The organism is Desulfomicrobium apsheronum, assembly GCF_900114115.1.
Taxonomy (GTDB): Bacteria; Desulfobacterota; Desulfovibrionia; order Desulfovibrionales; family Desulfomicrobiaceae; genus Desulfomicrobium; species Desulfomicrobium apsheronum.
In genome coordinates, this window is record NZ_FORX01000001.1 from 1 (window position 1) to 14,332 (window position 14,332).

Sequence of the window (14,332 nt, forward strand, 5' to 3'; positions counted from 1 at the left end):
ATCACAAACAAGAAACGATTCGTTCTGGCCATCTTCGAGTTTTTTCTGTTTGGCTGGATTTTCGGAATCGGACTTTTTTTCCTCAAAAAGATAGGCATACGCTAAATCATAAAATTGTGTTCTTTCTTCATTGGCATCCATGCCTATGGTCAGCCGACCGAGTTCCCAAGTACAGAAGGGGTGCCATACCTTGGTAGGAATGTAAGAAACCCATTCTCCTGGTTTTTCTTCTACGTTATCAAATGCATCTCCGTATTCCGTACCCTCAAACCGTCCCGAGCCAAAACTCAGATGTCTGCACATGAGGGAATTGCTGTACCAGGACGCACCTGTATACATCTTACCCTTCATCTCGTCGGGCACATTGTAGTGCAGAGTGAATATCCCGTCGTCGCGCAGCACGATCAGTTGGGTGTCGAAAAGAAATGCCAGCCACAGCAAAGTGAAGATCAGAAGAATTATTCGGATTGGTTTTTTCATCATGCCGCTCCTGTCATAAGGTTTATCAGCAGCACCCTGGTTTGCGTGATCATCTTGATTCTCCTTTCAGCAGGGTCAGTACGCGGAGTTGGTCGATGGCCGAAATGGAATCCTGGGAAGCGTTTCTCTAGATTCGGACAATTCAGCGTCTTTTATGCGAACGCCAAATTTTCCCGTGCTACGCACTGCCGCATGAAGTCCTCGGCCACACCCTGAGCCCCCAGCGCCTCCGCCTCGCAAGCGGCCTGAAGGGATCCGGGGGGCAGCCCTTCCTTCATCTCCAGTACACTTGAAACCTCCAGCGGGGTCTCAAAACGCCGAGCATGGCAAGATTTGGCTGCTTTCGCCCTTCTTTCAGCGTCCTGTTCCTGCCGGGCCATTTCGCCCAGTTGGACAGTGTCGCGGCAGAACCGTATGATTTCATCCTCCAGCGTCTTCCGGCTGACAAGCTCCGAAACATGCCGGTCAAGCAGCTCGGCCAGGGTTACGGACCGCATGTAGGCTAACAGTTCCTGGTTGAAATCGTCATTCCGGTCCAATCTGTCGGCAGGGATGTGACGTGACAGCAATGGACGTCCCGAACGGGCGTATTCGTAACGCTGTCGCAGCTCCTGCTGCAGAAAGGGGATATGTTCGCTGGCCATGAAATGAAAACGGATGCCGGATACATCTTTCAAGCCGCTCATCGGACTAAGAGTTTTTCGCATCTCTTGCTGGAAGAGTTCGGAGAAGCTGTTATCCGTAGTCCAGTATCCCGTGCTCTCCGCCGGTCCCCACGGGGCGTTGTCGCCTTTGTAGCGGCGTTTGCGCTCGATGGCGCTCTCCACCTGATGCAGTCCGTAATCGCCGATCCATGGGGATGTTTTCGATTCGAACTTCGCGAGGCTCATCTGTTGCAGATGTCCGAAATGACGGTAACCAAGGACCGCCGGAGGGACGGCGGGGATGATGTCGTTGCGGTACACATGACGCAGGTGCGGCACCAAGTGGTTCCAGTGTCTGGCGAACTCGATGTCGCCGACGCGGGGGCTGGCGTAGGTGTAGAGGGTGACGGGGTTTTTCGGAAAGTTTTCGTAGATTGCACAGGCCAGAAGCGTGGCCATGGCGCCGCCGAGGCTGTGACCAGTAACAAAAATACGTTTGGATTCACCATCAGGATCCTTAATATGATTATTGCAATAACTCTCAACAACCGGCCACAGATACTCCAAGGCCTGCAAAAACCCATGATGCGCCGAACCAACGCTCGCGAGCGCTTTCGGACAGGGATGCTTGGAGAATTTACTGTTCAGATCCATGTCATGACTGCTCTCGGTTCCGCGCACTGCAATCATGATGGTGTCCCTGTTGGTGGCCATGAAGGCCTGGCTGTCCGTGGGATTTTCAACGACATTATCTCGACCGATGAATTGCATGTCATGGTAGTGCCAGGAATAGGGCATCTCGTGCAGCACCATGTCCATCCAGTCCGCGTTTACCCTGTACGGCCTGACGCGCTGGGTGCGGAGGTTGTCCAGAGTGTACAAAATCGTATGGTCATAGGGAGCCCTCTCGCCGTCCGGCAGCCCGGATTTGCTCCTGGTGTCGGGGTCCGCGTAGGCCAGGGCGGAGAACGCCCCCAGATTGTTCGCGGTGATGCTGTCCCAGTCATCGGCGGCGCCGACCCGGGACGTGACCAGGGCGGGAATCCAGCAAAAAAGCGGCGCGAGCTCCAGCAGATAGCTCGTCTGTAGGTTGCCGCATTTCGGGCATCGTTGCTCCTTTTCCGTCAAAAGGAAGCGCATGGCGCAACGCTGCTTGGGCCGGGTCTCCTCCATTTTGTCCTCGATTCGCTCCACCCTGCGGGGCAGGTTGAGTGTGCCGTGGCTGACGCGATGGTAGTTCCAGCCGGAACGCAGCTCCTCGGACAGCGCCTGCTCATTCGGGCGCAGGCCATTGGCGGCCGAGGCCTTGAGTGCCTTGTGCGCGATGATGTCCGCCGCCAAGGTCAGCTGGTCCCATTCCTCGTCGCCGGGGTAACCGTGAGGTTTCTCCTGCGGAAGGGGCTTGAACTCCAGATATGCCCACCCCCGATCCATCCGGCACAAGTCGAGGGAAGAAGCACCCTTGGCATAGATATGCTCACCAAGGGGTAAGCCGTCGGCATCATAAGCTACGATCCGCAAATCCCCGACCTCTTCACCTGTCTCGGGATGAACAAGCTCGGTGATGGGCGTGTTTTCGAAATCTACGATCTTAAGCCGCAGGCAGCGCCTTTTAAAACATCGTATCGGGACAATCTGCATGATGCATCCTCCTTACCCGCTTACTGTTTAAGAAAATCCGGCAATTCCCACACGTCTTCTGAAGCAAGATAAGTTAGCTGATCTGGGGTTAGTTTAATTGTTTTTTGTTTTTTTTGTTTTAATTTTGCGTCTCCTTCAGTTAATACATATGAGTTGCCATTTTTTTCTATTGACCAGTATAAATATCTTGTAATAGACGAATCTATTAATAATACTTTGTCATTATTGTATTTAATTTTTTTATCAAATGAATTAATTGATCTCTTATTAATGTCATAATAATTTCTCTTTAAGTATAAAAAACTATTTTTAGATATTAATATACTTATTTTTCCATAATCTTTCAAATAAAATCCAACAGATGGAGTTGCGGACATATGAGTAGCTCCTCGAGACCTTGGATTGTTACATTTATAAGATCTCCTTTTCTCGATATATTTTCTATCTGGATATATTTTTTTGTAATCAAACTCAGAAACATCACAGACAAGAAACGATTCGTTCTGGCCGTCTTCAATTTTTTTCTGCTTGGCTGGGTTTTCCGAATCGGACTTTTTTTCATCAAAAAGATAGGCATACGCCAACTCATAATGGCTTGTTTTTTCCTCATTGGCATGCACACCTATGCTCAACGGACCGCGCTCCCAAGTACAGAAGGGGTGCCATACCTTGGTAGGAATGTGAGAAACCCATTCCCCTGGTTTTTCTTCCACGTTTCGAAACGATGTCCCGAAAGTCGTGCCCTCGAACCTTCCCGAGCCGAAGCTCAACTGCCTGCACATGAGGGAATTGCTGTACCAGGACGCACCTGTAAACATCTTGCCCTTCATTTCATCGGGCACGTTGTAGCGCAGGGTGAACATCCCGTCGTCGCGCAGCACGATCAGTTGGGTGTCGAAAAGAAATGCCAGCCACAGCAAAGTGAAGATCAGAAGAATTATTCGGATTGGTTTTTTCATCATGCCGCTCCTGCCATAAGGTTTATCAACAACACCCTGGTTTGCGTGATCATCTTGGTTCTCCTTTCAGCAGGGTCAATATGCGAAGTTGGTCGATGGCCGAGACGGGGTCATCGGAAGCGTTTCTCATGGCTTCTTGAACAGCACGATCCCTTTGAGCGCCGAAAGGCATGGTCAGACACAAACGAAGAAAGATGTAGATATGAGTCTCGCTCGAAAGTCCGTATTCCATGGCCGCATCCACATATTCTCCGACCGCCGTTTCCAGCGAACCGTAATGCTCCGCTACCAATGACGCCGTAACGGGCGCTTGTTCCTTGAGATCCTGGGAAAGATTGTAGATGAGAGCCGCTCGGTTTTCCTGCGCCATGCCCTCCAGATGCTCCTCCCTGACCTCCCACCAGGGGCTGGCCGACGCCGGCCGGTATAGATCTACCAACTCGCGCTCCGTGCGCCCGAACAAGACAGGGTTTGGGACATCCAGCCAGGCCCTCTCCCCGTCATGATTTCGAATTGGAATGAACAGGCGCGAGGCAGGCCCAAGAAACCAGCCCAACTCCTGCTTGCTGAAGGCCGGGAGCATCTTTTCCAACCCTTTGGGGTCCTGAAACCTGAATAAAGACTTCTTACCTGATGGCAGAAGAACTTCGCACAAACTCCGCCAATGGTCGCAATGCGTCTGTTCGCTTGCAGCCGTGACCGCAAAGAATCCCCAGGCCGAATGCTCGGCAATGAGATAGGACTCGAGTTTGGAATCCGCCTTGATCCGGCTCAGGTAAGGCATCGAAGCCCAGAGTTCGGCGTACGGAGTGTCCTTGAGCAGAGGGTGAAAGGCGTCGGTGCCCTTCAAGGAATAATAGTCATCGAGCATCTGCGCAGTCGCATCGACGGCAACAATGGCGTCAATGAGCAGGCCGTCTTGCCGGGCAGTGGCAAACATGGCGGCAAGATCGTGCGCCGAGAGCTTGTTGAAAATGCAGAGATCGTTTTCGTCCGGCATGCTCATTTCTCCTCCGTGAGTGGTGCGCAAGTGGCGCAGAAAGGCATGCCGATCCGCCTGGACCCGAACGATGAGTCCTTCAGGGCCAGAAGTTCATCGCCATCAGGACGCCAAGCATCCTCAATTTCAGGGAGATGCGCATCCCCGGGCAGGAGCGGCCTCGCCCCCGAACCCGACCCTGGGCTCCCTCCTGAGTTGATTTTGACCTTTGTGCCGTTGATAGTCACACCTGACGGATCGAGCTTGATGAAGCTGCCGCCGGCCATGATGGTCAACTCCGTGCCGGCCTCAAGGACCGTCTTGATGTCGGATTTGAGGTGCGTCTCGGCCCCGGTCCGGACCAGCCATTTCTCGGTGATCTTGCGATGCCTGCTGCCTTTGACCGTCAGGTGGTCGTCCGACAGCAGTTCGACCTTGCGGTCCTTGTGCGCGGTCTGGTGATCCTCGCCTTTGACGATGGAGTAAGAGTAATTGTCGATGGTGCGGTGCTGGTCGTGCAGGATGTGCTCTTTCCAGTCATTCTTGACGTAGACGTTCACGTCCTTCTCGGCGTGGGCGTAGATCTCCTCCTGGCCCTTTTTGTCCTCGATACGCAGTTCGTTGAATCCGCGCGGTTCGCCCTCCGGCCCCGGCGTGGACATGGACTTGAAGACTGTGCGCGTCTTGTTCGCGGGCAGGGGGTACGGAACCGGGTTGCGGGAGTTGTAGACCCGGCCTGTAATGACGGGCCGGTCCGGGTCTCCCTCCAGGAAGGTGACCAGCACTTCCTGGCCGATGCGGGGGATGGCCATGGTGCCGAACTGTCCTCCGGCCCAGCCCTGGGAGGCGCGAATCCAGCAGGTGGTGTTCTCGTCGTAACGCCCTTCCCTGTCCCAGTGGAACTGCACCTTCACGCGGCCGTACTGGTCCGGGAAGATCTCCTCGCCGTCCGGACCGGTTACAATGGCCGTCTGCACTCCGTAGATTGGGGTTCTGGGATGGTTCGAGGCCGGGATGAACCGGGCCGTGTTGGGAATGGCTCGTACGTGCGCCCCGTACATCATGCCCCGATCCGGCGCCTCGTGCTCCAGGACCTGGGGCTGCTCGCCCCGATGCTCCACGCGGACCACCCACCATTTCGCATTGTAGTCCTCGCGGCGATGGCCGAAGAGTTCGAACACGTATCCCGGCGTCATCCGTGAGACATCCGTCGAGACATCTACCCAGGCGTTCATGCTGAAGTTGCGCAGGAGTTCGAGATCCACATAGCGCTTTCCGTCCTTCTGCAGCTGATACAGATGCGGGTAGCGGTACTGCTCAAGGTTCATGCCCACAGGGACCGGAGCCTTGACGGGATCGGTCTCGGACAGCTTGACCTGCAGGTCCAGGCGCGTCTTCTCGAAGTTCCATTCCCTGAAGGTGTACGAGTCGCTGCGGATGTCTTGCCCCATCTCGATGGTGCGCACAGTGGCCGTGTCGGTCTCGGTTCCGGCGCCGGGGTGGAAACGTATCAGGCTTTCCCCTTCGATCCGGGGGCCGTCGGGCATGTCCGAAAAGCAGAGCACGTGTCGGTCCTTGAAGTGGTCGAAATAGAAGTAGAGGCCTTCCTCCTCGCACAGGCGGGAGATGAAATGCAGGTGCGTTTCGCCGTACTGCACGCAGTACTCGCGGGGCGCGTAGTCGAAGAAGCATTTGAAGGCGTAGGAGTCCCCCGTGAAGTTCTGTTCCTTGAGAATTTTTTCGATGATCTGGGTCACGTTCATGTTCTGGAAGATGCGGTGGTCCGTGACCTGATTCAGGAAATGGAGCCTGGGAACGAGCAGGCAGCGGTAGTGGGTGCGCTGGTTGGCGGTGTGCAGCTGCATGAAGCGGTGGATGACGCCGTGCACATGCCGCACGCCGCCGCTCTTGTCCCGGATGGACAGGCAGGCGGTCCGGCCCAGCAGCGCGGTGAAATCGAGGTTGTCGAGGTCGTGGACGAGCTCGATCTCGAACTCGTAGGGACGATGCATTTCCTCGACGCCGGAGAAGGCGTAGACCCTGAAGCCTAGAGCGGCGGGTGTCTCGAAGGTGAACCAGGAGCTGTCTGCTGTCGGATGCCGCATTGAACCTCCATGCGCCGTGTCACGGCGAAAGTTTTTTGTTCAGTATGCCAGTATTGCGACATCAGAAAAATTCGGAAAAACATGTACTTTCTAGGCATGAATCTGGTGAAAAAGGCTCGGGAAGGTCCGTAATCCGTACAGGATAGGGTCCAAGGATGCGGTAGGCTTTGGTTCCCCAACCGGAAACATGCCACAAAACGAACAATTTCAAGAAACCCAAAGCATCGGCACATAAGGATCACGCTCCCCGAAGTTCTAAATCCCGGAAAAGCCCTCCCCGAAAAAGCAGCTCCTTGAGCCAAATTGCCGAACTAATGATAAAAAACTTGTACTTGGATCGTTCGCAAAAAAACGGACAAAGGCGGACAATTTCCGACAAACTCACTCAAGAGAATAAAGTCCTCTGACGAAGGGTGAATTCGATGCACTTCCGGGTATACAGGCGACAAGACACATCGCCACCACGGGGAGCCCATCATGCATCCATCCCTCCGACCCGTTCTGCACTTGATCCCCCTCCTGCTGCTGTCCGCCTGTGACCAGGAGGCTTTGAAGCAGCCCGAACCTCGCACAATAAATGCTCAGATCATGAGTCTGGCCCTGACCGAGGCCCGCGAATGCAGAAGCCTCCCCGGGCAGGTCGAGTCGCGCAACAGCGTGACCCTGGCCAGCAAGACCAGCGGTACCGTAACGGAGATTCTGGCCAGGGAAGTGGCGGCAACGCTGTTTTCGCGGATGGTGGTGCCGGAGATGTACTATCTGGATCAGCGGGGAGGCGAGATCAAAAACGAGGTGGCTGCGCCTTGAAGCTCTGGGAGATGCCTGCCTTTGCGCCCTGGCCAGGGCCGCGAGGCGATCATGCCGGGATTTTGCACCGCCGGGTGCCCATGACGCTGGCGATGCAAACGGATTTACGGATCAGTCCACCAGCACCTCAAGCCCCTTCAGGTAGGCTCCTTCCGGAAAGGCCAGGGAGACGGGATGGTCGCCGGCCTGGGTCAGGCGGTAGATTATGCGGCCGGTGCGGCCTGCGTCCAGGGCGGCGTCGGACACGATTTTCTGGAACAGGGAATCTTCCATGAGGCCGGAGCAGGAGAAGGTGAAAAGCCGTCCTCCGGGATTCAGGAGCCGCAAGGCGCTCAGGTTGATGTCCTTGTAGCCCCGGCAGGCGCGGTTCAGGCTGGCCTTGGAATCGACGAATTTGGGCGGGTCGAGGACGATGAGGTCGAAGGTGCGTTTTTCCCTGTGCCAGTCGCGCAGAATCTGAAATGCGTCGCCGCAAACCGTGTCCATGCTCCCGGGCGCAAAACCGTTGGCTTCCCGGTTGCGTTCGGCCAAGTCCAGGGCCGGGGCCGAGGCATCGAGCTGGGTCACGTGCGCCGCCCCGCCACCGAGCGCGGCCAGACCGAAACCGCCGGTGTAGGAGAAGCAGTTCAGCACCTCGCGCCCCCCGGAGGCCCGGGCCACGGCCAGACGGCTGTCGCGCTGATCCAGATAGAAGCCGGTCTTGTGACCGCCCTGCACGTCGACCAGATATTTCACGCCGTTTTCATGAATCCCGACCTGCTCGGGAATCCGGCCGTGCACGACCACTGTCCTTGCGGCCAGCCCTTCCTTGGCCCGCACATCCACGTCCGAGCGCTCAAGGATGGCGTCTTCGGGGAAAAGGTTCCGCAATGCCCCGACAATGGCGTCACGCCAGAATTCCATGCCTGCGGTAAGCAGCTGGAAAACGAGAACTCCGGCGTAACGGTCCAGAATCAGTCCGGGCAACCCGTCGGATTCGGAATGAACCAGGCGCAGCGCATTGCTTGCGTTCTCAAAATCCTTTCTCCTGCCGACCGACTGAAGAATGCGGCGCAAAAAGAAATCCCCGTCGATGGCCTCCCCGGCATCAAAAGTCCAAACCCGACCCATGATCTGCGATTTGGGTGAAAAAGAGGCCCTGGCCAGCCATTGTCCGTTCTGCCCCAGAACATCGACGGTCTGCCCGGATACAGGTCTGCCCTTGACAGTGGCCACGGCACCGGAAAAGATCCAGGGATGACGCCTGAGCAGAGATTTTTCCCGCCCCGCGACGATGATGAGTTGTGGGTCCACGATGATTTCCTTGCTGCGCATGGGGATGACCCGCGCGGTGAAGTCCTGCGCGCCGCGGGCGCGCAGGCTGAGCAAGACATAGGAAAAGCCGTGGAAGGCGTCCACGGGAAAAATCACCCCCCGTATCCCAGCCGGCCGTTTCAAGCCCGACAATGCCTTGGCTCCGTGCTCTGCGCGCTGCTGGTTCATGCCCTGGCCCTGACCGCGTTTGGGATATGGCTCGGCCCCGGCGGCGCAGGTTCGAACGGCCCCATGCTCATGGCCCTGGAGCTTTCCGGCGGCGGCGCGGGCGGCGGCATCTCTTCCGGGGGACAAGCCGGGACCGACGAGTCTTACCTGCTGCCCTTGCAGGGCGATCCGGCCACGAAGCCATCCTCCGCCCGGACCCAAGGACACCCCCCCACGTCCCCGGCTTCCGAAGCGCAAAATCCGGTCCCGGAGGCATCTCCCGCCCCTGTTCTGCCCGCTGCCACAAAGGCGCCCGCGCAGGCACCTATCAGTCAGGCGCGGGTTGAGCCCAATCCCCCCAAACAGATCCCGACCAAGCAGCCCCCTGTCCGGCAGCCTGTCCCCGAACCGAAAATCCAAACTCCAGAAAGGACGCCAGGCGCGGGCCTTGTCACTGCGGATTCGCCCACGGACCCGGTCCTGAATTCGCCCAGCGACCGCACTGAGCACCCTGAAGCCAAAAAGGTTCAGGCCGGAACCCCCAAGCTTCAAGCCGGGGCCGCGAGCCCCCCGCAAAGCACGGGCCAGGAGAACCGGCCGGGCGCAGCCGGGGCCGGAACCGGCGCGGGCGCACGAGGTTCAGGAGGCAACAGTCAGGACGGGAGAGACGGCGCCGGGGACAGTCTGGTAAAATTCGGAACCCCCGGCGGACCGGGCATTGTCCGCATGGCTCGGCCCAGATATCCGCACGAAGCCAGGCGTCTGGGCAAGGAAGGGATCGTGGTCCTGAGGCTTGCCCTGGATGAAGCCGGGGCCGTGCGCGACGTGGAAGTTCTGCGGGGCGTGGGTTTCGGCATGGAGGAGGCCTCCCGGGAAGCGGTCATGCTTTCGCGTTTCCGCCCCGCGACCCTCAAGGGACGCCCCGTGGCCTGTCAGGTCATTTTGCCCATACATTTCAAGTTGCGCTAGACCCGGCCCCTTGTCTTACAGACTCCGGGCATGCAGGGCCCGGCCATTGCCAGGCTCCCGGATTCTGATCTATGATCTTTTTCGATCGGCAGCCACCAATCCGCCCTCCCGCACCCATCCTTAGGCAGGTCAACATGAGCGAAAGAATCGAGTGGTCGATAAAGGTTCCAATCTTTCGAAACCCCGTCATCCTCAGGCAGTTGGGATTGGCCATCGGCATTCCCTTCGGACTGATTTTCGTGATCATGCTGCTGAGCGGCGCAAAGCCCGCCGACCTTCTCTACCCGGCCATCCTCATAGGCGCGCTCTTTTTTTTCACCTGGCTCTTCATCATGATTGTCTGGGGCGGAAAATACGATGCCGAGTTCATTGTCGACAACAAGGGCGTCCGTTGCAGAACCGCCGCCCGCCAAGCCAAGCAGAACCGCATCATCAACGCCCTCGCCTTTGTGCTCGGCCTGCTTTCGGGCAAACCGGCCGTGGCCGGAGCCGGGGTGCTGGCGCAATCCCGGCAGGATGTGCTGGTCAAATGGGGAAGCATCAAAAAAACCAAGGAGTACCCGCGCCGCGACACAATCATGGTCTATGGCGGATTCGCCCAGAACATCGCCGTCTTCTGCACTCCGGAAAATTACGGCCAGGTACGTGAACAGATTGCGGCCAAGGTGCGCCCCGGACGCTGATCCGACAGCAAGCCTTAAAAAAAGCCGCCCCGCCAGCTCGTATGCTGACGGGGCGGCTTTTTTTGGCCGTGAGCGTTCCGCTAGAAAATCTGCGGGTAGGTCTTCACAAAGGCGTCCAAACGTTCACGGGACTTGGTGATGCGTTCGCGAAGGCTCGCGCGGTAGGCGTCCATGTCCGCGATGGGCTTTCTGGCCACGCCCGTGTCCATGGCGGCCTGGGCCACGGCGGCGGATTCGAATTCGATGAGACGCAGGTCCACGGGTTTGGGGATGATGTAGTCGATGCCGAATTCCAGCTTGTCCACACCGTAGGCCTCAACCACGTAGTCCGGCACCGGCTGCTTGGCCAGTTCGGCCAGGGCCTTGGCGGCGGCGAGCTTCATTTCCTCGTTGATGTTCGAGGCCATGACATCGAGCGCCCCACGGAAGATGAAGGGAAAACCCAGAACATTGTTGATCTGGTTCGGGAAGTCCGAACGGCCTGTGGCCATGATGGCGTCGGGGCGGGCTTCCTTGGCCTCGGTGTAGGATATCTCGGGCACGGGGTTGGCGCAGGCGAAGATGATGGGATCCTTGGCCATGCTTCTGACCATGTCCTGACTGACCACTCCCGCCTTGGAGAGACCAAGGAACAGGTCCGCGCCGACCATGGCCTCGGCCAGGGATGCGTAGGCCTTGGCGGTGGCGAATTCGAGCTTCTGGGCGTTGAGGTCCGTGCGGCCGGTGTGCAGATGTCCGCGCGAGTCGAACATGGCGATGTTTTCGAGCTTCATTCCGAGCGCCACGTAGAGCCGGGTGCAGGAAATGGCCGCCGAGCCAGCACCGGACACGACCATGCGCAGATCCTCGATCTTCTTGCCAGTGATTTCCAGGGCATTGATCAGGCCCGCAGCCGAGATGATGGCCGTGCCGTGCTGATCGTCATGGAAGACCGGGATGCCCATTTCCTTTTTGAGCTTGTCCTCGATGTAGAAACATTCCGGGGCCTTGATGTCTTCGAGGTTGATGCCGCCGAAGGTGGGTTCCATGGCCTTGACGATCTCGCAGAGCTTGTCGGGGTCGGTCACGTCGAGGTTGATGTCGTAAACGTCAACGTCGGCGAAAATCTTGAACAGAAGGCCCTTGCCTTCCATGACGGGCTTGCCGGCGTAGGCGCCGATGTTGCCCAGGCCCAGGACGGCGGTGCCGTTGGAGACGACGGCCACCAGGTTGCCGCGGCCGGTGTACTTGTAGGTCAGGTCCGGATCCTTGGCGATGGCCAGACAGGACTCGGCCACGCCCGGGCTGTAGGCCATGGTCAGATGCTTCTGGGTGGAATAGGGCTTGGCCGGCACAACCTCGATTTTGCCGGGACGCACTTCGGAATGATAATCCAGGGCTTCCTGGGGTGTGAACAGAGCCATGTTGTCCTCCAAATGTGATGCCGCTTCAGCGACGTTGATATTCAATCGCATCCCCTTGAAGGGGGCCAGGGTGCGAACGCTTACTTAACGATGGGCGGCGCCACGCATCTCTTCCGGTTGTTTCGCAGCGTATGCGGCGAACAGTCGCACAGAACATACCGGCGCGTGTCATTTCGCAACTAACATGAATAAAGATGATAAACTTCACGCCTGGGTTTACAGGGAGGGGTGTTTATGCGGACGGAGAAAGGGCGGATGGGTGACGGAAGAAGGGCGGCCACGCAGGGCCGCCCCTACGGTATATCACCCTGAAATCCATCACCGTTCACCGCGCCAACGGTGAATCGCCCCGAAATCCATCCAAACCGGCGAAACCGACCCTACGACGCATCGCCCCGGAATCCGTCCAAACCGGCGGGATCGCACCAACAACGCATCGCCCCGGAATCCATCCAAACCGGCGGAACCGACCCTACGACGCATTGCCCCGGAATCCATCCAAACCGGCGAAACCGACCCTACGACGCATCGCCACGAAATCCATCCACACCGACGGGATCGCACCAACGACGCATTGCCCCGGAATCCATCCAAACCGGCGGAACCGCACCAACGACGCATCGCCACGAAATCCATCCAAACCGGCGGAACCGACCCTACGACGCATTGCCCCGAAATCCATCCAAACCGGCGAAACCGACCCTACGACGCATCGCCACGAAATCCATCCAAACCGTAGGGGCGGCCCTGCGTGGCCGCCCTGCCTTACGTGGCCGCCCTGCCCCGCGTACCCCTTCTTCTGTCTATTCCAACCCCGCCGCCTTGCGATCGGGATGCACGTACAATTCACCGCCGTGGGAATCGTTGATGACCAAGAGCGGAAAATCCACCACGGTCAGTTCGCGGATGGCCTCCGGCCCGAGTTCGTCGAAGGCGATGACCTTGGCCGCCGTGATGCACTTGGACAGGAGCGCTCCGGCCCCGCCCGTGGCCCCGAAATACACGGCCGTGTGATCTTTCAGGGCCTGCTTGACCGCGTCGCTCCTCTTGCCCTTGCCCACCGAGGCCTTGCAGCCGAGGGAATGCAGACGCGGGGCGTAGGTGTCCATGCGGTAGCTGGTGGTCGGCCCGGCCGAACCGATGGGGCGGCCGGGAGGCGCGGGGCTTGGGCCCACGTAGTAGATGACCGAGCCCTTGAGGTCAAAAGGGAGGGGCTCGCCCTTGTCCAGCAGGTCGATGAGGCGCTTGTGGGCCGCGTCGCGCGCCGTATGGATGGTTCCCGTCAGCTTGACCACGTCACCGGCCTTGAGTTTGGTCAGGGCCTCGTCCGTCAGCGGAGTCTGCAAATTGTATTCGGCCATCAGATTTCCACCTCCTGGTGTCTGGAGGAATGACACTGGATGTTCACGGCCAGGGGCAGGCTCGCGATGTGGCAGGGGCTCATGGCGATCTTGACGCCCAGACACGTGGTCTTGCCGCCCAGGCCCATGGGCCCGATGCCGAGTTTGTTGAGGGCTTCGAGGAGTTCCTCTTCCATGGCGGCGAGCTTGGGGTCGGGATTCACGTCGTCGAGTCTGCGCAGCAGGGCCTTCTTGGCCAGGATGGGGGCGTAGTCGAAGGTGCCGCCCACGCCGATGCCGACCACGGTGGGCGGGCAGGGGTTGGGACCGGCCTCGGCCACGCGCTCGATGACGAACTTCTTGATGCCGGCCCAGCCCTGGGCCGGGGCGAGCATGGTCACTCGGGACATGTTCTCGCTGCCGCCGCCCTTGGCCATGAAGGCAATCTTGAGTTTGTCGCCGGGCACGATGTCGAAGTGGACGATGGCCGGAGTGTTGTCCTTGGTGTTGGCGCGGGTCAGCGGGTCACAGGCTGACTTGCGCAAAAAGCCCTCGGCGTAGCCCTTGCGCACGCCCTCGTTGATGGCCTCGCGGATGTTCATGCCCTCGACGCGCAGGTCCTCGCCCATCTCCACGAAGAAGACGGCAAGACCCGTGTCCTGACACAGGGGCAGCCCCGTTTCCTCTGCCAGTTCATAATTTTCGGTCAGTTGGCGAAAGACTTCCTTTGCCGCCGGGGATTCTTCCAGGGCCGCGCACTCGGCGAACCGCCGACGCAGATCGTCCGGCAGGTAGCGGTTGGAGTCGATGCACATCTTGGCCACGGTATCGATGACTTGGGTGGCGTTCAGCGTCCGCATG

General features: G+C 58.4%; 12 protein-coding genes. 3 read left to right on the plus strand and 9 right to left on the minus strand.

Annotated elements, in window-relative coordinates; all coding sequences use genetic code 11:
- From BMZ40_RS00005 to BMZ40_RS00025, 5 genes are all read right to left on the minus strand, one after another.
- Positions 1–480 (minus strand): hypothetical protein (locus BMZ40_RS00005; protein ID WP_143075490.1); only part of this gene is annotated, 480 nt, incomplete at its 3' end.
- A gap of 152 nt (positions 481–632) precedes the next feature.
- Complete coding sequence (locus BMZ40_RS00010; RefSeq protein WP_092372111.1) at positions 633–2,765, minus strand: lipase family protein; 2,133 nt, start codon at positions 2,763–2,765, stop codon at positions 633–635.
- A 20-nt stretch (positions 2,766–2,785) separates the two neighbouring features.
- Positions 2,786–3,724, minus strand: coding sequence for a hypothetical protein (locus tag BMZ40_RS00015; RefSeq protein WP_092372112.1), 939 nt, complete (start codon positions 3,722–3,724; stop codon positions 2,786–2,788).
- Between the two features lie 49 nt (positions 3,725–3,773).
- Positions 3,774–4,730 (minus strand): DUF4123 domain-containing protein, encoded by a 957-nt coding sequence (locus BMZ40_RS00020; protein ID WP_092372113.1) that lies wholly within the window; start codon positions 4,728–4,730, stop codon positions 3,774–3,776.
- Positions 4,727–6,808 carry a type VI secretion system Vgr family protein gene (locus BMZ40_RS00025; protein WP_092372114.1) on the minus strand — a complete coding sequence of 694 codons (2,082 nt, stop codon included), beginning with the start codon at positions 6,806–6,808 and terminating at the stop codon, positions 4,727–4,729. Before BMZ40_RS00025 ends, BMZ40_RS00020 begins: the two co-directional genes overlap by 4 nt.
- Positions 6,809–7,285: 477 nt before the next feature.
- Between BMZ40_RS00025 and BMZ40_RS00030 the strand changes: the two genes are divergently transcribed.
- Positions 7,286–7,615 (plus strand): hypothetical protein, encoded by a 330-nt coding sequence (locus BMZ40_RS00030; RefSeq protein ID WP_092372115.1) that lies wholly within the window; start codon positions 7,286–7,288, stop codon positions 7,613–7,615.
- A gap of 111 nt (positions 7,616–7,726) precedes the next feature.
- On the opposite strand, the gene BMZ40_RS00035 is transcribed toward BMZ40_RS00030, so the two are convergent.
- The gene (locus BMZ40_RS00035) at positions 7,727–9,097 is read right to left on the minus strand and encodes a class I SAM-dependent rRNA methyltransferase (protein ID WP_245750985.1); all 1,371 of its coding nucleotides are present in this window, start codon (positions 9,095–9,097) and stop codon (positions 7,727–7,729) included.
- Between BMZ40_RS00035 and BMZ40_RS00040 the strand changes: the two genes are divergently transcribed.
- Together BMZ40_RS00040 and BMZ40_RS00045 are read left to right on the plus strand one after the other, a co-directional pair.
- Complete coding sequence (locus tag BMZ40_RS00040; protein WP_143075491.1) at positions 9,074–10,045, plus strand: energy transducer TonB; 972 nt, start codon at positions 9,074–9,076, stop codon at positions 10,043–10,045. The genes BMZ40_RS00035 and BMZ40_RS00040 overlap by 24 nt on opposite strands.
- Before the next feature lie 134 nt (positions 10,046–10,179).
- The gene (locus tag BMZ40_RS00045; protein ID WP_092372117.1) at positions 10,180–10,728 is read left to right on the plus strand and encodes a hypothetical protein; all 549 of its coding nucleotides are present in this window, start codon (positions 10,180–10,182) and stop codon (positions 10,726–10,728) included.
- A gap of 80 nt (positions 10,729–10,808) precedes the next feature.
- On the opposite strand, the gene BMZ40_RS00050 is transcribed toward BMZ40_RS00045, so the two are convergent.
- The 3 genes from BMZ40_RS00050 to BMZ40_RS00060 form a co-directional block, all read right to left on the minus strand.
- Positions 10,809–12,131: a malic enzyme-like NAD(P)-binding protein gene (locus BMZ40_RS00050; RefSeq protein WP_092372118.1), complete on the minus strand. Its 1,323-nt coding sequence runs from the start codon at positions 12,129–12,131 to the stop codon at positions 10,809–10,811.
- A gap of 803 nt (positions 12,132–12,934) precedes the next feature.
- The gene (locus tag BMZ40_RS00055; RefSeq protein ID WP_092372119.1) at positions 12,935–13,492 is read right to left on the minus strand and encodes a Fe-S-containing hydro-lyase; all 558 of its coding nucleotides are present in this window, start codon (positions 13,490–13,492) and stop codon (positions 12,935–12,937) included.
- On the minus strand, positions 13,492–14,331 hold the full coding sequence (locus BMZ40_RS00060) for a fumarate hydratase (protein WP_092372120.1): 840 nt from the start codon (positions 14,329–14,331) through the stop codon (positions 13,492–13,494). The genes BMZ40_RS00055 and BMZ40_RS00060 overlap by 1 nt, the downstream gene beginning before the upstream one ends.
- Between the last annotated feature and the right edge of the window lies 1 nt (position 14,332).